The organism is Caballeronia sp. LZ019, from assembly GCF_031450825.1.
Lineage (GTDB): Bacteria > Pseudomonadota > Gammaproteobacteria > Burkholderiales > Burkholderiaceae > Caballeronia.
Genome location: NZ_JARTVZ010000005.1, coordinates 2,771,761 through 2,794,390, shown reverse-complemented (window position 1 = coordinate 2,794,390; position 22,630 = coordinate 2,771,761). Strand labels below are relative to the sequence as shown.

Here is a 22,630-nt window from a genome sequence, read left to right as displayed (position 1 = left end):
CGATCAAAAAGCCCCGGTGTAGAATGGTTTTCTGCATTCGGCATGCATGTAACGGAAGGCAAGTAACCCAGCGAAAGCGATATCGACATCGAAGCGGAGAAGGGATGAGCAAGCAAGGCTTCACCACGGGCATCGTTCACGGCGACAGAAACACGGGCGTCGAACATGGCGGCCTGCGCCAGCCGATTCACACATCGGTGCAGTACGGATTCGAGCGCGTGGAAGATTTGATCGGCGTGTTCCAGGGTACGAAGAAGGGTGGTTTCAATTACGCGCGGCAAGGCACGCCGACCACCGCCGCGCTCGAACGCAAGATCACGAGCCTCGAGGAAGGCGTCGGTTCCATCTGCTTCAGCACCGGCATGGCCGCGATCACGGCGGTCTTCCTCACGCTCTTGCGTGCCGGCGATCATCTCGTCGCGAGCCGCTATGTCTTCGGCAACACGAACAGCCTGTTCAACACGCTGCGCACGCTCGGTGTCGAAGTGACGACCGTCGATGCCGGCGCGCGCAATAACGTCGCCGACGCGATCAAGCCGAACACGCGAATGGTGTTCGTCGAAACGATCGCGAATCCCGGCACGCAGATTCCCGACCTTCAGGGCATTGGCGAACTGTGCTGCGAGCGGGGGCTTGCGTATATCGTCGACAATACGATCACGTCGCCCGCGCTGTTTCGCCCGAAGAACGTCGGCGCGAGCTTGGTCATCAATTCGCTGACGAAGACCATCGCCGGTCATGGCGCGGCGCTCGGCGGGGCAGTCACCGATACGGGCCTTTTCGACTGGAGCCAGTATCCGAACATCGCGGACGACTACCGGCGTTCCGCGCCGAAAGAACAAGGTCTGTTGCAGGTCCGCAAGAAAGGTCTTCGCGATATGGGGGCGGCGCTGTCGTCGGAACAGGCGCATCAGATCGCGCTGGGGGCGGAGACGCTAGCCTTGCGTGTCGGGAAATGCAGCGACAATGCGCTTGGGCTCGCGAAGTTTCTCGAGCAGCACGATGCGATCGGCAAGGTGTTCTATCCGGGACTCGAAAGCCATCCGCAGCATGGCATCGCGAAGGCGCTGTTCAAGAACGGCTCGTGGCTGTTGTCGTTCGAGCTGCGTAATCCCGAGAGAATGGTTGACGTCATCAACGCATTGCAACTACCCGTCAAAGCGACAGGTCTCGGCGATACACGCACACTCATCATTCCCGTCGCACCGACGATCTTCTTCGAAGCCGGCGCGGAAACCCGCAAGGCGATGGGCATATCGGACGGGATGATCCGGCTGTCGGCGGGCATCGAAGAAATCGACGATCTGATGGGCGATTTCGATCAGGCCTTGAGGCTGGCCTAAGTGGTTTTCTGAATGCAAACGAAAAGGCCGCCTTTGGATGAAGGCGGCCTTTGCATGTTGAATGCGGGATTAGCCGAACAGGCGCTCGACGCCCATGGTGATGGCCAGTCCGCCGCCGATCAGCCATGCATACAGGATCGCGCCGGTGGCGATCGCACGCGGGCCGGCTTCGCGGATCTGCGCGATGCGCGTTTCCATGCCGAGGGCGGTCATCGCCATGGTGAGCGCAAAGGTGTCGAGCGTATTGAGCGTAGTGGTCGCGGCATCGGGCAGCACATGCAGTGAGTTCACGACGACCAGCGCCAGGAAACCGAGCGCGAACCAGGGCACCGCGAGCTTGCCTCTGCCAGCTTGCGCGACACCATCCGACGCGTGGTTTGCGCCGCGCGACCGGCTCACCCAGAAGCCCACGACCAGCAGCACCGGCACGAGCATCATCACGCGCGTCATCTTCACGATGGTCGCGATGTGCGTCGCTTCCGGGCTGACGTTGCTCGCCGCGCCGACCACTTGCGCCACTTCGTGGATCGTGCCGCCGAAGAACAGGCCTGCGCCAAGGGTGTCGAGATGCAGCCAGCCGGCGTGCATCGCGAGCGGATACAGAAACATCGAGAGCGTGCCGAACAACACGACGCTGCCGACGGCCATTGCGCTCTTGTGCGGCTTGGACTGCAATGTGGATTCGAACGCGAGCACGGCTGCCGCGCCGCAAATCGCGCTGCCGGCGGCGGTGAGCAGGGCGGTATCGCGATCCAGCTTCATCAGCTTCATGCCCGCCCACGTACCGATGACGAGCGTGCTGACCACGACCAGCACCGACACGGTCACGCCCGCGAGCCCGACGTGAGCGATTTCCTGCAGACTGACGCGCAGCCCGAAGAAGGCGACTGCGATGCGCAACAGCTTGCGCGCCGAGAAATTGACGCCTGCCGCCCAGCTCTGCGGCATGCCATCCTTGAGCGCATTGCCGTAGATTGCACCGGCGATGATGCCGACGATCAGCGGGCTGATTCCGAGCCCGGCGATGGCCGGCAGTGACGAAAGCCGCGTAACGGCCGCCGCGAAAAGCGCGACGAACAAGATTCCGTTGAGTTGTCCGCGTGCGCTGGACTGCGAAGTGCCGGAGACGGGCGATTGAACCGTGGACATGGCGTCCTTCCTGCGAGCGTAAGGGCAATGGCGCTATCCTATTCTCGATATATGCATATGAGAAATCGTGATTTAGAATGCGATATATCGGATCAGATGATATTTCGCTAACGTGACCCCGGACCAACTGATAACTTTCGCTACTGTCGCGGAGCACGGCAATATCAGCCGCGCCGCAGTGGCGCTGCATTTGTCCCAGCCGGCGGTGTCGGGGCAGCTCCGGCTGCTGCAGGAGGAGTTCGGCGAACCGCTGTACCAGCGCGATGGGCGCGGCGTTCGCCTGACGCCCGCCGGCACCCAACTGCTCGTCCACGCCGCGCAGCTACGGGAAACGTTTCGCGAAGCGCATGCGCTACGCGACGCCATGCGTGGTCTCGAGCGCGGCACGCTGCGCGTCGGCGCGAGCACCACGCCCGCGAGCTACCTGTTGCCGTATCTGATCGCGGCATTCCATCAGCGCTTTCCGGACGTGGCCGTGACGACCATCGACGGCAACACGACCGAAATTCTCGCGGCCCTTGCATCGCTCGATATTGCGATCATCGAAGGGCCAGCGGGACTCGCGTTGCCTGCCACCGCGAGCGTCAAGCCGTGGCGCGAGGACGAGATCGTCGCGATCGTGCCGGGCGGCCACCCGCTCGCCGATGGCCGCGAAGCCGCGACGCTTGCAGCTTTGAGCGAGCATCCGCTCGTTCTGCGTGAACGCGGTTCCGGTGTGCGCCAGATCGTCGAGCGCGCGTTCGCGGACGGCGGCGTCGAGATGCGCGTGGCGCTCGAGATCGCGGGCGTGGAGGGCGTGAAGGAAGCGGTGCGGGCAGGGATGGGGGTCGGTTTCGTATCGGCGATGTCGATTCGTCACGAGGCGACTGTGCTCCGCTGCCTGCGCGTGGCGCCGACCCCGCTCACGCGCCACTTTTCGATCGTCATGCCGCATGCAGCGGCGCCGTCGCGGGCGGCATCCCGCTTCCTGGAACTCTGCGAAACGGCTGATTGCTTCGGCTAGGGAATTCCACTATGGCGCGACTTCCCGTGCGCGGCGCACTATTCGGTCTTAGCAAGACGCTTCGGGCGTCTTTTTTCAAACCGGCGATTGGAACCGGTTCCAACGGAGCGAGAGCGTGGCGGAAAACTCGGACAGCATCGAAGTCGTCATCGTCGCAAGCGCATTCGGCGCGGATGCCGTGCGGCGCGATGGACACGCCGCGTGCGCCGAAAAGGCCGCGCTCGCAGGCGCGGACGGCTTCGAAGTGCGACGCGAGCTCTTCGCTAATGATGCCGACGCGCAACTCGATGCGTTGTCACGTCTCGGAGAGCACATTCACGGTGCAGGGCTATGGGCCGTACATTCGACGCCCGCAGCACTCTTTCGCCCCGACGGTTCCCTGGATGCCGACGCGCTGACGCTCGCCATCGACGAGGGCCACGCGCTCGGCGCGCGCATCGTGAAGCTGCAGTTGGGCGGCGAAGCTGGCAGCGTCGCCACGGATCCCGCGACGCTCGATCGCATTACGCATGCAATCGCCGGCTCTCGGGCGCGAGTGGTGGTCGAGAACGGGCAGTCGAAAGAGGGCGGGCTGCCCGGCGCATTCGAAATGCTGTTCGCCGCGCTGCCTGCCGCAAGCGGCCTCAGCATGACGTTCGACACGGGCAACTGGTATTGGGCGGACGTCGATCCGCTCGACGCGGCGCAACGGCTGGCGTCCCATGTCGCCTACGTGCATTGCAAGACGACGCAAGGCGAGGGCGCACGCCGCTTCGCCGTCGCCCCGGCGCATGACGACACCCGCTTCGCTGCGATCCTCGGACGCTTGCCGTCGAACGTGCCGCGTGCGATCGAATATCCGTTCCGCGACGATGCCGATGCCGCCGTCCAGGTCGCGCGCATCGCGGCATTCTGAATTCAGCGCGCCGCATGCCGCATGAAGCATGCAGACGCGAAGCAATCGACACAGAGCAAGGACTCGACATGCAAGCACAGCACGAAGCCCTCGATGTAGTGACCTACGGCGAAGCGATGGCGATGTTCGTCGCCGCCGCCACGGGCGATCTCGCGACGGTCGGCCAGTTCACGAAGCGCATCGCCGGCGCGGACCTCAACGTCGCGATCGGCCTGTCGCGACTCGGTTTCCGGGTGGGCTGGATGAGCCGCGTCGGCAACGATTCGTTCGGACGTTATGTACTCGATGTGCTGGCCGCCGAAGGCATCGATGCGCGGCGCGTGACGGTTGACGATCGCTATCCGACGGGCTTCCAGCTCAAGGGCAAGTGCGATGACGGGAGCGATCCGGCCGTCGAATATTTTCGCAAGGGGTCGGCAGCGAGCCATCTTTCGCTCGACGACTACGCCGCCGACTACGTGCTCGGCGCGCGTCACCTGCATCTGACCGGCGTCGCCCCGGCGATCTCGGCGACGTCGCGCGAACTCGCGTTTCACATGGCGCGCGAGATGCGCGCGGCCGGCAAGTCGATCTCTTTCGATCCGAACTTGCGCCCGACCTTGTGGCCTTCGCGTGAAGCGATGGCCGATGCCTTGAACGCCCTGGCCGAACTGGCCGACTGGGTGCTGCCCGGCGTGAACGAAGGCCTGACGCTCACCGGCTATGCGAAGCCTGAAGACATTGCAGCGTTCTACCTTGACCGTGGCGCGAAGGGCGTGGTCGTGAAGCTCGGCGCGGAGGGCGCGTATTTCCGCACGGCAGACGATGCGGGCATCGTGCCCGCGATGCCGGTTGCGAATGTCGTCGATACGGTCGGCGCCGGCGACGGCTTCGCGGTCGGCATCGTCAGCGCGCTGCTCGAAGGACGCGGCATGCAAGATGCAATCGCTCGGGGCAACCGCATCGGCGCGCTGGCGATACAGGTCATCGGCGATAGCGAAGGCTTGCCGACCCGCGCCGCGCTCGATGCGCTCGAAGCACAGGATTCCAACGACAAGACGGCCCGAGCCGCAGTCATCGCCTGATGGCCGGACGGGGCGAACGCCTCGTCGGCATCGTCACGGAACACCCGACTCAACCGACTTACGATCGGAGACAACCATGCAATCTTCCTCGACACCCAAGCTGGCCGTGCGCCGCTGGTGGGCGATCATGCCGATCGTCTTCATCACCTACAGCCTCGCCTATCTCGACCGCGCGAACTATGGCTTCGCGGCGGCTGCGGGCATCAATCAGGACCTCGGCATCAGCAAGGGCTTGTCGTCGCTCATCGGCGCGCTGTTCTTTCTTGGCTACTTCTTCTTTCAGATTCCCGGCGCGATCTATGCCGAGCGGCGCAGTGTAAAGAAGCTCGTCTTCTGGAGTCTCGTGCTGTGGGGCGGCTGCGCGGCGGCGACGGGCATGGTCAGCAATATCCCCTCGTTGATGGCGATTCGCTTCGTGCTCGGCGTCGTCGAGGCCGCGGTGATGCCTGCGATGCTCGTGTTCATCGCGAACTGGTTCACCAAGTCCGAGCGCTCGCGTGCCAACACCTTCCTGATCCTGGGCAATCCGGTGACGGTGCTGTGGATGTCCGTCGTATCGGGCTATCTCGTGAACTCGTTCGGCTGGCGTCACATGTTCATCGCGGAGGGCTTGCCGGCTGTCGCGTGGGCGGTGATCTGGTGGTTCATCGTGAAGGACAAGCCTGCGCAGGTGAGCTGGCTGTCGGACCAAGAGAAGCGCGATCTCGATGCGACGCTGCGCGCGGAACAGGCCGCCATCAAGCCGGTGAAGAATTACGGAGAGGCGTTCAGGTCGCCGGCTGTGATCAAGCTGTGCGCGCAGTATTTCTGCTGGAGTATCGGCGTCTATGGCTTCGTGCTGTGGCTGCCATCGATCTTGAAGAACGGTTCGACGCTTGGCATGGTCGAGACCGGCTGGCTGTCTGCGGTGCCGTATCTGGCTGCGACCATCGCAATGTTGCTGGCCTCCTGGGCTTCCGACAAGCTCCAGGCGCGCAAGGCCTTCGTGTGGCCGTTCCTGCTCGTCGGCGCGATCGCGTTCGCCGGTTCGTATTTGCTCGGTTCGACTAACTTTTGGGCTTCTTATGCGTTGCTCGTGATTGCCGGGGCGGCCATGTATGCGCCTTATGGGCCGTTCTTCGCGATCGTGCCCGAGCTTCTGCCGAAGAACGTCGCCGGTGGAGCAATGGCGCTCATCAACAGCATGGGGGCGCTTGGATCGTTCGTGGGATCGTATGTCGTGGGCTATCTGAATGGGGCGACGGGATCGCCAGCGGCGTCGTATGTCTTCATGAGCGTCGCGTTGCTCGGCGCCGTTGGGCTTACTCTGGCCGTCAAGCCTCAGGCTGTTGTGCGTGCTGCGGGTATTGCCCGGTCCTAGTGCTGGCTGGTTGGCTCGATGTCACGCAACATGAATACGAGCACGATAGAACAGGCATATCATCGCCAGGCAACGAAGCCAGAAGCGAACATCAGAGAGGCAACTCGAAAGTCATGAACCGCAAGAAAATCGTAGCCTACAAACCCTTGCCATCCGACGTGGAAGCCTACCTGCGCGAACATGCAGAAGTGGTGAACGTGGACCCGAAGAACAAGCCCGCGTTCATAGCGGCGCTGAAAGACGCCGACGGCGCAATCGGCGCAAGCGTGAAGATCACGCCTGACATGATCGAGGGCGCGACGCGCCTGAAAGCGCTATCGACCGTCTCGGTAGGCTTCGATCAGTTCGATGTGGATGACCTCACGCGCCGCGGCATCGTCCTGACGCACACGCCCGATGTGCTGACCGAATCCACCGCCGATACCGTCTTCGCACTGATCCTCGCGAGCGCGAGACGCGTCGTCGAACTGGCCGAATGGGTCAAGCAAGGCAACTGGAAAGCAAGCATCGGCGAAGCGTGCTTCGGCGTCGACGTGCAGGGCAAGACACTCGGCATCGTCGGACTCGGCCGTATCGGCGGAGCAGTGGCGCGACGCGCGGCGCTCGGCTTTCGCATGAACGTGCTCTACACGAATCGCCACGCGAACGAAGAAGCCGAGAAGCAATACGGCGCCAGACGCGTCCCGCTCGACGAACTGCTCGCGCAATCGGACTTCGTCTGCCTCCAGGTGCCGCTCACGCCCGAGACGCGCGGCCTCATCGGCGCTGAAGAACTGAAGAAGATGAAAAGAAGCGCGATTCTCATCAACGCATCGCGCGGACCGACTGTTGACGAGACCGCGCTCATCGATGCGCTTGAGAACGGCACGATCCGCGGTGCAGGACTCGATGTCTTCGAGCACGAACCGCTGCCCGCCGAATCGCCTCTGCTGGCGATGAAGAACGTCGTCGCGCTGCCCCATATCGGTTCGGCCACCTACGAAACGCGTCACGCCATGAACCGCAACGCTGCGGAAAACCTGCTCCGCGCGCTCGACGGTACGCTCACGCAAAACATCGTCAATCGCGAAGTGCGCATGCGCTGACAACGATGGGAGGGCGCCGGCGCATGCGCTAACATGCACGGGCGTGCGCACGCCATCCGCAGGGGATGGCTTCGCCGACCACCAGCAGGAGTCAGGCAGCAATGACGAAGATGTCCAACGACCCCGATCACCCAAGGAAAGAGCTGCAGCTTCCGCAACCTTTCAGCGGCCGACGCGCCACGATCACCGACGTCGCCCGCGAAGCCCGCACCGGCAAGACCAGCATCTCGCGCTATCTCAACGGCGAAACGGGCGTGCTGTCGCGCGACTTGCTCGGCCGCATCGAGGCGGCCATCGCGAAACTCGACTATCGGCCGAATCAAATGGCGCGCGGCCTCAAGCGCGGCCGCAATCGGCTGATCGGCATGCTGCTCGCCGACCTCACCAATCCTTACTCCGTCGAAGTGCTGCAAGGCGTCGAAGCCGCGTGCCATGCGCTCGGCTACATGCCGCTCATCTGTCACGCGGCCAATGAAGTCGACATGGAACGGCGCTATCTCCAGCTGTTGACGACGTATCGCGTGGAAGGGGTGATCGTCAACGCGCTCGGCGTAAAGGAAGAACTGCTGCAGGGCTTCACGCATGGCGGCATTCCGGTCGTGCTCGTCGACCGCACTGTCGAAGGCATCGTGACCGACATGGTCGGCCTCGACAATCCCGCCGCCGTCGCGCTTGCGACGCGTCATCTCGTCGATGAGGGCTTCGAAGAACTGCTCTTCATCGTGCAGCCGGTGATGCACGTGAGTTCGCGACGCCTGCGCGAAGCTGCGTTTCGCGAGACCATCGCGTCGCTTCGCGCAAGCGGCTCCACGCTCGTCGTCGATCTCGCCCACGCCGCGCCTGCGCTTGCTGAGCTCGACGAGCGCATCGATGCCGCGCGTGCTGCGGCCAGGCGCGTCGCGCTCTTCGCTGCGAACGGTCCCGTCGCGCTGCGCGTCGCCGTGCACCTGAAGGAGCGCTACGGTGCGAACTGGCAGGCGAGCGTCGCGCTGCTCGCCATCGACGATTCCGAGTGGGCGCAGCTCGCCGGCATGACGGCAGTGCGGCAGCCCACGTATGAAATCGGCCGGCGTGCCGTCGAATTCCTGCACGAGCGGCTCGGCGGTGCGGCCATGCCAGCGCGAGAGTGCCTGTTGCCGGGCGAACTCGTCGTGCGCGCATCGACGCATCGCGCAGCGGAGGATCAAGGAACGTGAAGGACATCGAATGATCAGCATCCCGACGATCGCGAGTCTCGTGCTCGTGACGCTCGTCATCGCCGCCATGCCCATCGTGCTGTATCGACGAATGCGGCCTCGTTTCGGTCTGATACCGCGCGACGCGATTCTCGGCATTGCCGTGTTCGCGCTCTTCGCGATGGTCATCGAGCGCGCGCTGCACGGCGTCATGCTCGGCAATGCGGTCACGTCGAAGTGGCTCGCGAATCCCGTCGCCTTCGTCGTGTATGGGGCGCTGGCCGCCGGCGTGTGCGAGGAAGCGGGGCGCTTCCTCGCCTTGAGGTGGCTGATCAGACGCGAGCCTGCGGCCTTGCAGCGGCCCGGTCCGGGGCTCGGCTATGGCATCGGCCATGGCGGGGCGGAAGCGTGGATCGTCGGCGTGCTCGTGCAGGCTCAGTGGATCGTCTATGCCGTGCTCGCGAATAACGGCACGCTCGATTCCCATTTCGAAAGCGCACCGCTCGATGCCATCGCTCGCATTCACATGAATCTCATGAGTCTGTCGCCTGCATCGGCAGCGATCTTTCTGGTCGAGCGCGCGAGCGCGTTCGTGTTTCAGCTCGGCTTTTCCGCGCTGATGTGGCAAATGCTGCGCGAGCGTTCGCGCCATGCGCTTGCCTTGCTGGTCGCGGCACATGCACTCGTCGGCTTGCCGGCGGCGCTGTTCCAGGCGCGCCTGATCCCGCTCGTCGCCGCCGATGCGGTCTATCTCGTGCTGGGCGTGATCGTTGCGGCAGCGCTGGTGCGGTACTATCGCCGCGCGGCGGGCGGTCCACGCATCGACACGCGCCAACCTTGAACGACCGACATCATGGACGACTACCAATACGACTGTCCGAGCGCGGACATCGACATGCTCGCGCACGTCATCAGCGATCTCTTTCCTGAACAGACGCAGTTCGCCGAGCGCATCGACGATACGGGCCGCACCTCACTGATGATTCATTACGTGGCGATGCGGTTCGGCTCGACCGCACGTCGCATCACCATCGACGTGCGCTTCGATCCCGCCGCGCTCGCACGCTATCGCGCGATGCCGCCGCGCATGCACGCGCGAAGTTATGCCGTGCTGCGCGCCTACGTGGAAGCGACGCTCGGTTCACTGGAAGAGACGTACGCGAACGGAGAAGCGGTGCCGCGCGAAGTGGACATCGACATGGGCGAAGACTTCGCCTGATCGAATACGCCGATTGAAGCGACGCTTACGCGTCGCGATAAACCTTCGCGAAACGCGCCGCTTTCACGACGCCATAGTCGCCTGGCGCATATTGCATGACCCAGTCGCCGGCATCGCCGGTGAGCACGTCACCCGCCGCTGAACGCGCGATGGAGAAGGGCTCGTTCATCTGCTTCGCGAGCACGACGCTAGGGCGGTTCCGGTACGCGCCCGCCTCGCCGTGCACGGTGCCGCCTTCGGCCAGATACTTCACGTCGAACCGATCGCGCGATACGACCCAGCGCTCGCCGGATGCGCCGGTCACGATCGCATCGCCCGGCGCATGGCGGTTCGGTCCTTCGAGGCTCATCAGTTCGCCCGCGACGGTAGCGAAGTCGACTGAGACCACTTCGCTCTTGACGACACGGCGTGCGGCGGGATCGGATGCGAGGTCGGGTTGAGAGAGCTTGAGCATGAAAAGATGGTAGGCGATAGGGAGCGCGATACTAGCGGCAATCGCTGCGAACTGCAAAAAAGCCCGCATCGCTAAAGATGCGGGCTTGGCTTCACATGATGTTGGTGAGCGCGCTTACGGCTTCGTCGCTGATGCCGCATCCGCACCGGATGCGCGCGGCTGCCGATGCGCGTGATCGCGCCGCGCGTGGTCGCGGCCTTCCTGACGGAAACTCGTGTCGGCGAGCTTCTTCTGCTCGGGCGAGAGGCTCGTGTACAGCGGCTCGAACGCATCGACCAGACGCTTCGTGCCGTCGGCGTTCGCTTGCGTGATCTGCTGGTACTGCTTCATGTCGTCGAGCGCGGACATGGTGTCGCGTTGCGCGATGCGCTGGCGATAAAGATCCGCCATCGCGCGCGCATTGTCGCGCATGGCATCGGCGAACGGCGCCCATTGCGCTTCTTGCGCCGACGTAATCCTGAGGTCCGCATGCAGTTTCGCAATACGCTCTTCCACGCGCGTTTCGCGCTTCGAGCCGGCCGGCGCGGATGCAGCGGTCTGCACGCCGGCTGCGGTTGCAGGCGCCGAAGGCGCCGACGCCTGAGCAAAGGCTGCAGTAACGGCGCATGACGTCACGATTGCGACGAGTGTTTTCTTCATTCGGGGAGTCCTTCGATCAATGGAAAAAGAGGCGAGCCGCGTGTCTCGGACATTGCGCTGACAGGCTGCCGACAGTTCGATACGGGCTGTAACGCCGTCGCCCGATATTAGTATCACGATTGACCTGCAAATCGCCTGCATTGCCACAACTGCTTACATTCGATACGTGCTCGAAAAATCGCAAGCCGTTGCGGGATTGCGTGTTGCACGCCGCATGCCGCATGCACCATGCAAAAGCGATAATCGACAAAGCAACGACAACGCAAAGCCAAAGGACGACATGAGACCGCCGCGCCTCGATCAACTGGACGACATCGATCGCAATCTCGTCGCGCTGCTGCAGATGAATGCGCGCGAGAGTGTCGCGAATCTCGCGCGGCAACTCGGCATCGCGCGCACGACGGTGATCGCGCGCATTTCGCGTCTGGAAAAGAACAACGTCATCGCGGGCTACGGCGTGCGGCTCGGGCAGGACGTGCTCGATGCGAGCATTCAGGCTTATGTCGGCATCAAGATCGGCCCGAAGTACGGCCGCGACGTACAAAAGCGTTTCGCACGCATGCCGGAGATTCAACTGCTGTGCGCCGTGAGCGGCGAGTTCGATTACGTCGCATGGCTGCGCGCCGATTCGCCGGACCGCCTGAACGACCTGCTCGATGAAATCGGCGCGCTCGAGGGCGTCGAACGGACGACGACTTCGATCATCCTGGCGCGGAAAATCGATCGCGCCGGGTAGCTTGTCGACAAAATGCAAAGCGCGATCGTCAAAACGACGAGATTCGTCGTCGATCCGCATCGTTTTGCACCTAGGATCAGCAGTCGCGTCCTCCTAGACTTGTGGCGTCCGCATCCACGAGAGGAGACGAAAAATGAAAGTGGCTCTCATAGGCGCCGGTCTGATCGGCCAAAGCATTGCCCGCTTGCTGCGTGAAACGGGAGACTTCGACATTGTCGCGTTCGATCGCGACGAACAGGCGCTTGCGCAGCTCGACGCGCTCGGCGTCGCCACACGGCGCGTCGACTCCGCCGATACGCCCGCGCTCCGTCACGCGCTCACCGGCTTCGATGCGCTCGTCAACGCGCTGCCGTATTACCTCGCGATCAGCGTCGCGTCGGCGGCGAAAGCAGCGGGCGTCCATTATTTCGATCTCACGGAAGACGTGCGCGCGACGCACGCAATACGCGCCATCGCCGACGATGCGCAAACCGCATTCATGCCGCAATGCGGCCTCGCGCCGGGCTTCATCGGCATCGTGGCGCACGATCTGGCCAGGCGTCTCGACAACCTCCGCGACGTGAAGATGCGTGTGGGCGCGTTGCCCGAATTTCCGACCAACGCGCTCAAATACAACCTGACGTGGAGCATCGACGGCCTCATCAACGAGTATTGCCAGCCCTGTGAAGCCGTGCGCGACGGCCGCACGCAATGGGTGCAGCCGCTCGAAGGCGTCGAACATTTCTCGCTGGACGGCATCGAGTACGAAGCGTTCAACACATCGGGCGGGCTCGGCACGCTATGCGAAACGCTCGCGGGGAAAGTGGAGACCCTCGATTACAAATCCGTGCGCTATCCGGGTCATCGCGATCTGATGAAGTTCCTGCTCGACGATCTGCGCATGTCCACCGACCGCGACGGCCTCAAGGCCATGCTCAAACGCGCGGTGCCGTTGACCACGCAGGACGTCGTGCTGATTTTCGTCACGGTGACGGGGATGCGCGGCGGTCCCGGCGGCCAGCTCGTGCAAGACGTGTTCACCCGGAAGATTTTCGCAAAGGAAATCTGCGGCGCGCCGATGAGCGCGATTCAGATCACGACGGCCGGCGCCGTGTGCGCGGAACTCGATCTGTTCCGCGAAGGCGTGCTGCCGCAAAGCGGTTTCGTGCGCCAGGAGCAGGTGCCGCTCGAAGCGTTTCTGAACAACCGTTTCGGCAAGCTGTACGAAGGCGCCGACGCGGTCGCAACCGCCCGGCAACTCGCGGCGGCCTGATCAATCCACGAGGCGCGCGAGCAGGCGCGCCTCGTCTTCTTCCGACGCCGACGTGCTGTCGAACATCAGCAGATCGGCGGCGAGGGCATCGTCGGGAAAGAAGAGGCGCTGCCGGTACTCCTTCCAGTGCGCGAGCTTGTACGCGTCGTTCGGATCGCCGCGCGCCACGATGCGCTCGCGCGCCACGTCCTCGCTGACGTGAACCCAGACGACGCGAATCGCGACATCGTCGCCGACGCCGAGCCACCCGCGATCGAACAGCCGCCGCTCGCGCACTTCGCGGGAAAGCGGCGCGATCACGACCACGCTCACGCCGAGCGCGAGGTTCTCGGCGGCTGTATCGACGAGACCGCGATACTCCGGATCGCGCAAATGTTCGATGAACAGCGGGCTGTCGCGGTCGTGGGGATCGCCGGTCAGGGCGCCGATGGCAGCGGCGCTGTACGCGCCGTACAGCGTGTCCTTGTCGAGCAGGCAAAACGGTGTAGCGGTCGCGTGCATCAATGGAGCGAACAGGCGTCTGGCGAGCGTGGTCTTGCCGGCTCCCGCGTGACCGCAAAAGAAAAGCAGATGCTTCATGGGCGCTCGTCGTCAGTCTTTTTCATGGATACGCTGATAGCGGTTCATCAGCGGCGTCGACGTCGCGCCGTGCAGGATGACCGATGCCGCGATCGCCGCAATGATGAACGGCACGAGCGGCGCGGCCACGTCCTTCGGCGCATGCTCGATTGCGTAAAGCAGATAGTAGAACGAGCCGACCCCGCGTATGCCGAACCAGCCCATCAAGAGGCGTTGCGGACGCGATGCACACGCGCCGATCAGCGACGCTTCCACCGCGAGCGGCCGCACCACGAGAAACAGTCCGCCGATCAGAATCGCCGCGTGCCAGGTGAACAGTTCGCGCCACATCGCGCCGAGGACGGAGCCGACCATCAGCATGATCGCGACTTCCGCGATGCGTTCGAGTTCGATCGTGAAGCCGTGCACGCGCTCGGCCATGAATGCGTGCGCGCGCCCGGGATCGGAGGCGGTGGCGCTGACATCGTCGGCGTCGATCGTGCCGACCGCCTCGCGCGCGGACTTGTCGCCGCTTTCCTTCTGCTCGACGCGGCGCATCGCGAGGCCCGCCGCGAACACCGCCAGAAACGCATAGGCATGCAGCAATTCCGCGACGCCATAAGAAAGGGCAATCAGGCCGAGCGCATAGAAGCCTTCGGAGCCGAGCGCCTCGCGGTGATGCGTGCGCAGATAAGCGACGAGGCGCACGGTCAGCCCGCCGAGCAGCCAGCCGCTTGCGAGCGCGGCGAACGTGCCCCACGCGGCCTGGAGCACGAAGTTCCAGTGCAGCGCGTCGTCGGGCGAGGCTTCGTATCGGCATACGGCGATGCCGAGCAGCGCGAAGGGCATCGCGATGCCGTCGTTGACGCCGCCCTCGGCCGTCAGCGAGAAACGCAGCAGGTCCGTGTCGCCGGGCTTTTCGACCTGCACGTCGTGCGCGAGGACGGGATCGGTTGGGGCGAGCATCGCCGCGAGCAGCAGCGAGGAGCCCCAGCTCATGCCGAACGCATACACGCAGAAGAACGTCAGCGGCACGATGGTCAGCACCATCGCGACGAAGCCGAGCCGCACGGGCAGCAGCCAGCGCGTATCGGTGGGCGGCACGCGCAGCCGCAGGCCGACCGCGAACAGCGATACGAGCATGCCTACTTCGGTGACGAGGCGCAGGACGGTCGCGTCGCCGTCGAGCCGAATGCGCAGCAGATCGAAGCCGGCGGGGCCGAGCACGAAGCCGATCGCGAGATAGCACATCGCGGTGCTGACCGGCAGGCGCTTGAACGTCGAGCCGGCGAGTCCCATGAAAATGAGCACGCCGCCGACGACGAGAAACCAGATCGTCTCGGTCATTGAACGCCTTGGAAGCAGCGGGTGAATGGACGTATGCGGTCCGGGGCAGCACGCACCGTGCCCGTCGGCGGCGTTCGGCGTAAGATGGCCGGGCGTTTTCATCCCGATCATGTACGCATCGTTCAGAACAATCGCGTCGATGCACGTCACGGAGGCTCACGCATGTCACAGCATTTCGATGCAGTCGTCATCGGCACGGGACAGGGCGGTTCACCGCTGGCCGTGCGGCTTGCGCAAAGCGGCAAGCGAACAGCGGTGATCGAACGGCACCGCTTCGGCGGCACCTGTGTGAACGTCGGTTGCACGCCGACCAAGACCTATGTGGCGAGCGCGCGGGCGGCGCACGTGGCGCGGACGGCGTCGAGGTACGGCGTCGATATCGGCGGCGAGATCACGATCGACATGGCGCGCGTGAAGGCGCGCAAGGACGAGGTCATCGGTGCGTCGCGCGATGGCATCGAGAAATGGCTGCGCGGCACGCCGAATGTGACCGTCTTCAAAGGGCATGGGCGGTTCACCGGGCCGCATGCGCTCAGCATCCGGAGCGACGACGGCTCGACGCAGGACATCCGCGCCGACATGATCTTCATCAACACCGGCACGCGTGCGACGGTTCCGCACATCGACGGGCTGGACGGCGTCCGGTATCTCACGAATTCGACGATTCTCGAACTGACGGAAGTGCCGGAGCATCTCGTGATCGTCGGGGCGAGCTACATCGCGCTGGAATTCGGGCAGATGTTCAGGCGCTTCGGCAGCCGCGTCACGCTGCTCGTGCGCGGCGATCGCATCCTCACGCGCGAGGACGCCGACATCGCGCGCGCGATGCAGGACGTGCTCGTGCGCGAGGGCGTCGAGTTCCGTTTCGGCGCTGAAGCCGAGCGCGTGGAGCGCGTCGGGCATTCGGGGGACGCGCTGCGCATCTCACTCGGCGGTGAACCGATCGTTGCATCGCACCTGCTTTTTGCGACCGGGCGCACGCCGAATACCGATGACCTCGGTCTCGATCGAGCGGGCATCGCAGTGAACAGGCATGGTCTGATCGACGTGGACGGCCAGTTGCGCACGAACGTGGAAGGCGTCTGGGCCATTGGAGACGTCAACGGGCGCGGCGCGTTCACGCATACCTCTTGGAATGACTACGAGATCGTCGCGGCCAATGTGATCGATGGAGAGTCGCGCAGCGTCGATACGCGCATCATGACTTACGCGGTGTTCGTCGATCCGCCGTTCGCCCGCGTCGGCATGAGCGAAGAGGACGTGCGCAAGGACGGCCGCGAGGCGTTGATCGCGACGATGCCGATGACCCGCGTCGGCCGCGCGCGCGAGCGTGGCGAAACCGACGGTTTCATGAAGGCGCTCGTCGATGCGGATACGAAGCGCATTCTCGGTGCGGCGATCTACGGTATCGAGGGCGACGAGGTGATTCACACCTTCGTCGACATCATGAACGCCGATGCGCCGTACACCACGCTGCAACGCGCGATGCACGTGCATCCGACCGTGAGCGAACTCGTGCCGACCCTGCTCGGCGATCTGAAGCCGCTCTGCTGAAGGCGGCGAACGCGCGTCACGCCTCCACGGGCGGCTTTTCCACTACCGGCGCGGCGTGTGCGGTGCGCGTTTCGGGCATCGCCAGCCAGACCAGCGCCACCGCCAGCGCGCCCGCGCCGGCCAGGCCGAAAAAGCTCATCGCCGTGCCGAAGCGATCCGCCGCGAAGCCCGCCGCCGCCGTCGAGAGCGTCGCACCGACGCCCGCGGCGAGACCGAAGAAACCGATCGTGAGGTTGTAATGCCCGCGCCCGCCTGCAACATCGGCGGCGATCAGCGGCAGCATCACGCCGAACACGGCTGCGCTGATGCCGTCGAGCATCTGCACCGGCACCAGCAGATACGGGCTGCTCACGCCCGCGAACAGCAGCGCGCGGATCGGCAGCGCGCAGAAACCGAGGATCAGGACGGGCCGCCGGCCCCACTTCTGCGCCTGTCGCCCGACCCAGGGCGACAATGCCGCGACGATGAACTGCGGCACGATGATGCACGCCGCGATCACGAGTTGAACGTTGTCGCCCATGTGCGCCGTGACTTCGCCGGCGGCGAGATTGAGCATCGCCGCGTTGGAAAGGTGGAACAGCACGACGCACGCGGCAAAGATCAGCAGACGCCTGTCCTTGAGCAACTCGCGCAGCGATTCGCGCTCTTCGCCCTCGGGCGTGAGCTTCGGCTTGCCGGCCGGGGTGCGCGGCACGGCGGGCGGCGGATCGTAGTGAATCATCCGCAGCGCGACGATCGCCGGCAGCGCGAGCGCCGCCGTCAGGAAGAACACCGAGCGCAGCGACAGGTATTCGCCGAACGCGCCCATCAGCGCGGCGGTCAGCGCGCTGCCGATCGACGCCCAGCGCGCATTGCGGCCGAGCCGGTCGCCGAGATCGGCGCGCGAGACGAGGGCGAGCGAAATGGCGGCCATCGCCGGGACGAGCATGCAGCTCGCGAAGCCGTGCAGCACTTCGGCGGCGAAGACGGGGATGAAGGTCGGGCTCGCGGCGAGCAGCAGGGCGCTCACGATGATCGCGATGATCGCCGAGAGCGCCGCGAACTTCTTGTTGCGCATGGCATCGACGAGCGCGCCTGCGGGAAGCTGGCTCGCCATCGCGCTGATCGTGCCGACGGACAGCATCAGGCCGATCTCGCCCTGCGTCCACTTGTGGGCGGCGAGATACGACGCAATGAAGGGGCCGAAGCCAGTCTGCACGTTGGCGACGAAGAAGTTCAGCCAGTCGAGCGCACGCAGACTTCGTGCAATTACCATGTCGTGATTCGGTTATCCATGTCGTGATCCGGTTATCGGGCGGGCCGCGCGCCCGACGAGGAAGCCTGCGCCGCCACCGCGCCGGAAGCGGTCGTGCCGGAATGCGCGGCCGATCCCGCGGAAGCCGCCGAGGCCGCAGCCGTCGCCGATGAAGCCGCCACCGGCGCGACCGGCGATACGATCTTGATCGGCTGCTCGGGCCCGTAAGTCGGCGAGGCCTTGAGCTGTGCGTCGTTGAAATCCATCTGCAAGGCGAGCTGCTTGTTGCGAGAGACGACCTGCAGATCGCCCCAGTTCACCGCGACGTGGCGTTTATCCGCCGCGAGTGAACTCGACAGATCCACGACGAGCGCCTGAGGCTGCGCTTGAGAATCGACGAGTACGTCGACCACGCGTCCGATGCGCGCGCCGTTCTTTTGCGTCACCGTCGAATCGACGAGTTGCATGAAGGTCGGAGGCGTCTCGTTGACGGGCAGCGGCTTTGGCGGCGGGTCCGCGGCCTTGCCTTTCGCGGGCGGCGGCGGGGGCAGGAACGTGATCGGCGCGGCCTTCGCGTTCGGCGTGAACCGGAACGCGGTCCACGGGAAGTTCACCTTGCGATCGCCGACGCCGAGAAAGCCCGACAGGTTGACCATCAGCAGTTTCGGCTTCGTGGACGTATCGACGTACATGTCCACCGCGCGGCCCACGACCTTGCCGTCCGGGCGCTGCACTTCGGCGTCGAGGAGGCCGTGCAACTGATCGTGCTGCATGATGCGCGTCGCGATGATCTGCGGCGGCGGCGGCGGTTCAGGCGGCTCGGCGGGCGTCGCGACGACGGGCTCCGGCGGCTTCGGCTTCACGATGCGGCGCTTCGGCTTCGGTGCGGGCGGCGGTTTCACAGCCGAGGCCGGCTCGGGCGCGACGACGACGGACGCGGGCTCGTCGCTATCGGCGATCTCGGTCTCGTTCGGCGCCGGGATGTACGAGTGCTCGACGATGGGCGCGGGCGTCTGCTGCGGAAAGATGCCGCACGCCGACAACGCGCACGCGGCGAGCATGACGAAGCAGTTCGAGAACCGCGACAACCCGGCGATCAGGCGCAATGCGGCATGCCGTGCATGCTGTGTGCAAAGAGGCGCTGCGAACGCCGCATGGCCGGTCGAGATACCGCCTGTCATCACAAAAGCTCCATGTATCCGTGCCGCCTTCCTGGTTTGCATTTTGTCGGCCGACGCGGCGAGCGTGCGGCCCTGTGATCCGCGCGGATCATGCGCCGGGCGGTGCGGGCCGCTCAGCGAGCCGCGCCGCCGTATCGGCCGCGCCCATTCTCTGCGCGAAGTCGCGGGCGCAGAGGCCGCCCTGGTCGCGCGCGTCTGGATTCGCGCCGCGCGCAATCAGCAGATCGACGATTTCCACGCGATTGAACATTGCCGCGATCATCAGCGCCGTGCGTCCATCGGGCGATGCGCCTTCCACGTCCGCGCCATGCGCGAGCAGCGTGTCGATCACGTCCCTGAAGCCCTTGAACGCCGCGCCCGCGATCGGCGTCTGGCCGTTGTCGTTGCGCAGGTCCGGATCGGCCTCGTGCTCGAGCAGCACGCGCACGGCGTCGGCGTGGCCGTGGTAGCTCGCGAGCATCACGAGGCTGTCGCCCTTGTCGTTGAGCAGGTTCGGCGGCAAGCCCTTATGAAGCAGGGCGTCGAGCATCGGGGCGTCGCCCCGGCGCGCGGCGTTGAAGACTTCGGCTGCGAACGCAATGGTTTCTTCGTCAGGGCCTTCGCGAGGTGCATTGTGCGAATCGGCGTTGGGGTCCTGCTGCATGTTTCGCTCCGATGGACACGCGGCGGTGCGCGGCCGGTTGGTCGTAATGCATTCGACGATGCGTGGCGCACGATGCGCTGGCGGAATCATCGGCAGCATACACAGGTTTGACGACGCGCCGCACCCGGCCCGCAGGCAGCACGTTCTGCGCCACGCTCGGCAGCGGCGTCGCATTGCTTGACGATGCGGCATGTGCGCCCTTAGGCTCGACGACACTTCCCGTCTTCCACGCCGCCATCCATGACGCACTCTCCAACGACTCCGGACGACGCCATACGCCGCCGCGCGCCCGCCGCCGAACGCAATCGCGATGCGATTCTAGCCGTCCTCGCACGCGTACTGCCGGCTCGGGGCGTCGTGCTCGAGATAGCGAGCGGCACGGGACAACACGCCGTCCACTGCGCGGCCGCGTTGCCGGGCGTCGTCTGGCAGCCGAGCGATCCCGACGCCGCCGCCCGCGACTCCATCGCGGCCTGGCGCGCGCACGCCGGTCTCGCAAACCTGAACCCGCCGCTCGCCATCGACGTGACGCACGGCGATTGGGGCATCGGCGCGGTTGCGGCCATCGTGTGCATCAATATGATCCACATTGCGCCGTGGCAGGCGGCCGAGGCGCTCGTGCGCGGCGCCGCCGAACGACTGAGTGCGGGGGGCGTACTGTACCTGTATGGGCCGTATCGACGCAACGGCGCGCACACTGCGCCGAGCAACGAAGCGTTCGATGCCCAACTGCGCGCAACCAATGAACTGTGGGGCGTGCGTGATCTCGAAGCGGTCGAGTCGCTGGCGAACCGCGCCGGTTTCGCGCTCGCGGAGATCGTGCCGATGCCCGCGAACAACTTCAGTCTCGTGTTCATCAGGCAAGCACCAAGCATAGCTGCCACTTGCGCCGAAACCGGCGACGCCGTGTAGACTGCGAGAGATCGTTCCATTGCGCCGGCATGCGTACCGGCGCGTAATCCGATCTCCTTCCACCGGAGGCGTTCTACATGCACGCAGCGTTGCCGCAAGGCGAGCAGGAAGCCGGTCCCATCGATACGTCCGCAAGCCCGCCGCGCGATCTGCGCCGCATCGACATTCATCCCGATCACTGGTATCCGCTCGCATGGTCGCGCGAAGTGAAGCGCGGTCACGCGCATGCGGTGCGCTTCGCGGGCGATCCCATCGTGCTCGTTCGAACGGACTCGGGCAAGGTGTTCGCGCTCGAAGACCGTTGCGCGCACCGGCAGGTGCCGCTTTCGGCGGGCGTCGTCGACGGCGAATCGATCCGCTGCTGCTATCACGGCTGGACCTACGACTGCACCGGCCGCTGCACCGACATTCCGTATCTCGGCCGCGAGCGCCTGCCCAATGGCGTGCGCGCGTATCCGTGCCGCGAAGAAGCGGGGCTGGTGTTCGTCTTCACCGGCGATCCGCAACTCGCCGACACCGCGCGGTTTCCTTCGCTCGCTTCCGCCGTCGACAAGACCTACAAGACGCGCCGCTTCGGGCAGAAAGTGAACTGCCATTACACCTTCATGCACGAGAATCTGATGGACATGAACCATCAGTTCCTGCACCGGCGGCAGATGGGCAGCATGCGCGCGCGGTCCGTGGGGCGCCGGCGGGGTGAGGACTGGATCGAGGTCGATTACACCTTCGCGCGTGAGGCGGGCAAGCAGCCGATCGGCGAGGCGCTCGTCTTCGGCCAGAAGCGCGGCGCGAAACCCGATCCGGCGCAGAAGGACGTGATGACCATCCGCACGGAGTACCCGTACCAGACGCTCAAGATCCGCACGAAGGACGAGACGATGGTGATGGATCTGTGGATCGCCTACGTTCCACTCGATGCAAAGCAGCGCACCAATCGCACGTTCGGGCTGTTGTCGATTCGCCGCCCGAAGATTCCCGTTCTGCTCGATGCCGCGTGGCCGCTGCTCGTGTGGTTTACCGAGCGTATCTTCAAAGAAGACCGGTGGATCGTCGAGCGTGAACAGGAAGCACATGACCGGCAGGGCGCGGACCACAATCACGAAGTCTTTCCCGTCATCAACGAACTGCGCGCGCTGCTGATGGAACATGGCGCGCCGCATCGTGGTGCGACCGTGCATCGCATCGTGCCGGTGGAAGAGTTGCCTGCGTCGTGACCGGCCGCCATGCAGCGCGACACTGCGGCGCGGCACGCACGGATTGCGGCCAGCGCGCTGCGGCGCTATACATGAAGCTCGCACCAGCCACCGGAGGCAGACCATCATGAGCACCGACCCGACCGAGCCGCGCGATTTGCGCCAGATACGCTCGACCGAGCCCGATCTCCAGGAGCCGCATCCGAACGTCGAGCATTTCGATGCGGCGATCACGCACGTCGACGAATCCGTCGCTGCAGGGCGGATGGCCGCCGGGGCGGCGAAGGGCATTCTGTATAGCCTGATCGAGACGCTCGGCACGCTCGTCGGCGATCCCGACCTGCCGTCGCATGCGCGTTCCGGCTATGAGGGACTGCTGGAAACGGCCCGCGAGTTGCGCGCGAAAATCGAGCAGTAATTCAATCTTCGGGCGACGCGCGGCTTTCGCGTGTCGCTCGCGTCTTATCGTCGCTGCTTTCCCGGTGCTTACGAAGAAAATCGGCTTCGCTTATCCGAGGCGGCGCTAAAGGGTTTCGCATTACGCGGTTCAGTTCTCGCGCGGATACCCGTTTCCTTACGGGACGCATCTCCGGAAGGTCTCACCGATTCTCCCCCGCAGCCTTATGCCACGGCG

23 protein-coding genes are annotated in these 22,630 nt (G+C 64.8%); 15 read left to right on the top strand and 8 right to left on the bottom strand.

Annotated elements, in window-relative coordinates:
* The first annotated feature begins 104 nt into the window (after positions 1–104).
* Complete coding sequence (locus tag P9255_RS26605) at positions 105–1,343, top strand: cystathionine gamma-synthase family protein (protein WP_309764771.1); 1,239 nt, start codon at positions 105–107, stop codon at positions 1,341–1,343.
* Positions 1,344–1,412: 69 nt separating this feature from the next.
* On the opposite strand, the gene P9255_RS26600 is transcribed toward P9255_RS26605, so the two are convergent.
* Positions 1,413–2,492: a YeiH family protein gene (locus P9255_RS26600; protein WP_309764772.1), complete on the bottom strand. Its 1,080-nt coding sequence runs from the start codon at positions 2,490–2,492 to the stop codon at positions 1,413–1,415.
* A gap of 112 nt (positions 2,493–2,604) precedes the next feature.
* On the opposite strand from P9255_RS26600, the gene P9255_RS26595 reads away from it, so the two are divergent.
* The 8 genes from P9255_RS26595 to P9255_RS26560 all read left to right on the top strand — a co-directional run bounded on the left by P9255_RS26595 (position 2,605) and on the right by P9255_RS26560 (position 10,293).
* Complete coding sequence (locus tag P9255_RS26595) at positions 2,605–3,495, top strand: LysR family transcriptional regulator (protein ID WP_309790686.1); 891 nt, start codon at positions 2,605–2,607, stop codon at positions 3,493–3,495.
* Between the two features lie 115 nt (positions 3,496–3,610).
* Positions 3,611–4,390: a TIM barrel protein gene (locus tag P9255_RS26590; protein WP_309764774.1), complete on the top strand. Its 780-nt coding sequence runs from the start codon at positions 3,611–3,613 to the stop codon at positions 4,388–4,390.
* 68 nt (positions 4,391–4,458) lie between these two features.
* On the top strand, positions 4,459–5,454 hold the full coding sequence (locus P9255_RS26585; protein WP_309764775.1) for a sugar kinase: 996 nt from the start codon (positions 4,459–4,461) through the stop codon (positions 5,452–5,454).
* Positions 5,455–5,530: 76 nt separating this feature from the next.
* Positions 5,531–6,814, top strand: a complete 1,284-nt coding sequence (locus P9255_RS26580) for an MFS transporter (RefSeq protein ID WP_309764776.1) — start codon at positions 5,531–5,533, stop codon at positions 6,812–6,814.
* Between the two features lie 113 nt (positions 6,815–6,927).
* Positions 6,928–7,899: a D-glycerate dehydrogenase gene (locus tag P9255_RS26575; RefSeq protein WP_309764777.1), complete on the top strand. Its 972-nt coding sequence runs from the start codon at positions 6,928–6,930 to the stop codon at positions 7,897–7,899.
* A gap of 110 nt (positions 7,900–8,009) precedes the next feature.
* A complete protein-coding gene (locus P9255_RS26570) occupies positions 8,010–9,095 on the top strand; it encodes a LacI family DNA-binding transcriptional regulator (protein WP_309765454.1) in 1,086 nt (361 codons plus the stop codon).
* Positions 9,096–9,105: 10 nt separating this feature from the next.
* Positions 9,106–9,915 (top strand): YhfC family glutamic-type intramembrane protease, encoded by an 810-nt coding sequence (locus P9255_RS26565; protein WP_309764778.1) that lies wholly within the window; start codon positions 9,106–9,108, stop codon positions 9,913–9,915.
* A gap of 12 nt (positions 9,916–9,927) precedes the next feature.
* Positions 9,928–10,293, top strand: coding sequence for a DUF3022 domain-containing protein (locus tag P9255_RS26560; protein WP_309764779.1), 366 nt, complete (start codon positions 9,928–9,930; stop codon positions 10,291–10,293).
* Positions 10,294–10,318: 25 nt separating this feature from the next.
* Here P9255_RS26560 and P9255_RS26555 read toward each other — a convergent pair whose 3' ends face one another.
* Both P9255_RS26555 and P9255_RS26550 read right to left on the bottom strand, forming a co-directional pair.
* Positions 10,319–10,747, bottom strand: coding sequence for a PGDYG domain-containing protein (locus tag P9255_RS26555; protein ID WP_309764780.1), 429 nt, complete (start codon positions 10,745–10,747; stop codon positions 10,319–10,321).
* Between the two features lie 114 nt (positions 10,748–10,861).
* Positions 10,862–11,386 (bottom strand): Spy/CpxP family protein refolding chaperone, encoded by a 525-nt coding sequence (locus P9255_RS26550; protein WP_309764781.1) that lies wholly within the window; start codon positions 11,384–11,386, stop codon positions 10,862–10,864.
* 280 nt (positions 11,387–11,666) lie between these two features.
* On the opposite strand from P9255_RS26550, the gene P9255_RS26545 reads away from it, so the two are divergent.
* On the top strand, positions 11,667–12,122 hold the full coding sequence (locus P9255_RS26545; RefSeq protein WP_309764782.1) for an Lrp/AsnC family transcriptional regulator: 456 nt from the start codon (positions 11,667–11,669) through the stop codon (positions 12,120–12,122).
* Between the two features lie 133 nt (positions 12,123–12,255).
* Positions 12,256–13,374 (top strand): saccharopine dehydrogenase NADP-binding domain-containing protein, encoded by a 1,119-nt coding sequence (locus P9255_RS26540; protein WP_309790684.1) that lies wholly within the window; start codon positions 12,256–12,258, stop codon positions 13,372–13,374.
* Here P9255_RS26540 and P9255_RS26535 read toward each other — a convergent pair whose 3' ends face one another.
* Positions 13,375–13,953, bottom strand: coding sequence for an ATP-binding protein (locus P9255_RS26535; RefSeq protein ID WP_309764784.1), 579 nt, complete (start codon positions 13,951–13,953; stop codon positions 13,375–13,377). It lies immediately after the preceding gene.
* A gap of 12 nt (positions 13,954–13,965) precedes the next feature.
* Complete coding sequence (locus P9255_RS26530) at positions 13,966–15,279, bottom strand: cation:proton antiporter (protein WP_309764785.1); 1,314 nt, start codon at positions 15,277–15,279, stop codon at positions 13,966–13,968.
* A gap of 162 nt (positions 15,280–15,441) precedes the next feature.
* Here P9255_RS26530 and P9255_RS26525 point away from each other — a divergent pair, with 162 nt between their 5' ends.
* Positions 15,442–16,833, top strand: coding sequence for an FAD-containing oxidoreductase (locus P9255_RS26525; protein ID WP_309764786.1), 1,392 nt, complete (start codon positions 15,442–15,444; stop codon positions 16,831–16,833).
* Positions 16,834–16,849: 16 nt separating this feature from the next.
* Here the strand turns inward: P9255_RS26525 and P9255_RS26520 are convergent, their stop codons facing one another.
* From P9255_RS26520 to P9255_RS26510, 3 genes are all read right to left on the bottom strand, one after another.
* Positions 16,850–18,088 carry an MFS transporter gene (locus P9255_RS26520; protein WP_309764787.1) on the bottom strand — a complete coding sequence of 413 codons (1,239 nt, stop codon included), beginning with the start codon at positions 18,086–18,088 and terminating at the stop codon, positions 16,850–16,852.
* 32 nt (positions 18,089–18,120) lie between these two features.
* Entirely contained in the window at positions 18,121–19,128 is a 1,008-nt protein-coding gene (locus P9255_RS26515; RefSeq protein ID WP_404980457.1) for a hypothetical protein, read from the bottom strand.
* A 208-nt stretch (positions 19,129–19,336) separates the two neighbouring features.
* Positions 19,337–19,891: an ankyrin repeat domain-containing protein gene (locus tag P9255_RS26510; protein WP_309764789.1), complete on the bottom strand. Its 555-nt coding sequence runs from the start codon at positions 19,889–19,891 to the stop codon at positions 19,337–19,339.
* Between the two features lie 240 nt (positions 19,892–20,131).
* Between P9255_RS26510 and P9255_RS26505 the strand changes: the two genes are divergently transcribed.
* From P9255_RS26505 to P9255_RS26495, 3 genes are all read left to right on the top strand, one after another.
* Positions 20,132–20,803 (top strand): DUF938 domain-containing protein, encoded by a 672-nt coding sequence (locus P9255_RS26505; RefSeq protein ID WP_309764790.1) that lies wholly within the window; start codon positions 20,132–20,134, stop codon positions 20,801–20,803.
* Positions 20,804–20,880: 77 nt separating this feature from the next.
* Positions 20,881–22,017, top strand: a complete 1,137-nt coding sequence (locus tag P9255_RS26500) for an aromatic ring-hydroxylating dioxygenase subunit alpha (protein ID WP_309764791.1) — start codon at positions 20,881–20,883, stop codon at positions 22,015–22,017.
* Positions 22,018–22,123: 106 nt separating this feature from the next.
* The gene (locus P9255_RS26495; protein ID WP_309764792.1) at positions 22,124–22,414 is read left to right on the top strand and encodes a hypothetical protein; all 291 of its coding nucleotides are present in this window, start codon (positions 22,124–22,126) and stop codon (positions 22,412–22,414) included.
* The last annotated feature ends 216 nt before the right edge of the window (positions 22,415–22,630 follow it).

Coding starts and splice junctions, on each gene's coding strand:
- P9255_RS26570 (WP_309765454.1), top strand. CDS start 8,010: ATGTCCAACGACCCCGATCACCCAAGGAAAGAGCTGCAGCTTCCGCAA.
- P9255_RS26535 (WP_309764784.1), bottom strand. CDS start 13,953: ATGAAGCATCTGCTTTTCTTTTGCGGTCACGCGGGAGCCGGCAAGACC.
- P9255_RS26575 (WP_309764777.1), top strand. CDS start 6,928: ATGAACCGCAAGAAAATCGTAGCCTACAAACCCTTGCCATCCGACGTG.
- P9255_RS26585 (WP_309764775.1), top strand. CDS start 4,459: ATGCAAGCACAGCACGAAGCCCTCGATGTAGTGACCTACGGCGAAGCG.
- P9255_RS26605 (WP_309764771.1), top strand. CDS start 105: ATGAGCAAGCAAGGCTTCACCACGGGCATCGTTCACGGCGACAGAAAC.
- P9255_RS26565 (WP_309764778.1), top strand. CDS start 9,106: ATGATCAGCATCCCGACGATCGCGAGTCTCGTGCTCGTGACGCTCGTC.
- P9255_RS26510 (WP_309764789.1), bottom strand. CDS start 19,891: ATGCAGCAGGACCCCAACGCCGATTCGCACAATGCACCTCGCGAAGGC.
- P9255_RS26545 (WP_309764782.1), top strand. CDS start 11,667: ATGAGACCGCCGCGCCTCGATCAACTGGACGACATCGATCGCAATCTC.
- P9255_RS26530 (WP_309764785.1), bottom strand. CDS start 15,279: ATGACCGAGACGATCTGGTTTCTCGTCGTCGGCGGCGTGCTCATTTTC.
- P9255_RS26505 (WP_309764790.1), top strand. CDS start 20,132: ATGACGCACTCTCCAACGACTCCGGACGACGCCATACGCCGCCGCGCG.
- P9255_RS26550 (WP_309764781.1), bottom strand. CDS start 11,386: ATGAAGAAAACACTCGTCGCAATCGTGACGTCATGCGCCGTTACTGCA.
- P9255_RS26560 (WP_309764779.1), top strand. CDS start 9,928: ATGGACGACTACCAATACGACTGTCCGAGCGCGGACATCGACATGCTC.
- P9255_RS26600 (WP_309764772.1), bottom strand. CDS start 2,492: ATGTCCACGGTTCAATCGCCCGTCTCCGGCACTTCGCAGTCCAGCGCA.
- P9255_RS26495 (WP_309764792.1), top strand. CDS start 22,124: ATGAGCACCGACCCGACCGAGCCGCGCGATTTGCGCCAGATACGCTCG.
- P9255_RS26520 (WP_309764787.1), bottom strand. CDS start 18,088: ATGGTAATTGCACGAAGTCTGCGTGCGCTCGACTGGCTGAACTTCTTC.
- P9255_RS26540 (WP_309790684.1), top strand. CDS start 12,256: ATGAAAGTGGCTCTCATAGGCGCCGGTCTGATCGGCCAAAGCATTGCC.
- P9255_RS26580 (WP_309764776.1), top strand. CDS start 5,531: ATGCAATCTTCCTCGACACCCAAGCTGGCCGTGCGCCGCTGGTGGGCG.
- P9255_RS26525 (WP_309764786.1), top strand. CDS start 15,442: ATGTCACAGCATTTCGATGCAGTCGTCATCGGCACGGGACAGGGCGGT.
- P9255_RS26500 (WP_309764791.1), top strand. CDS start 20,881: ATGCACGCAGCGTTGCCGCAAGGCGAGCAGGAAGCCGGTCCCATCGAT.
- P9255_RS26515 (WP_404980457.1), bottom strand. CDS start 19,128: ATGCTCGCCGCGTGCGCGTTGTCGGCGTGCGGCATCTTTCCGCAGCAG.
- P9255_RS26555 (WP_309764780.1), bottom strand. CDS start 10,747: ATGCTCAAGCTCTCTCAACCCGACCTCGCATCCGATCCCGCCGCACGC.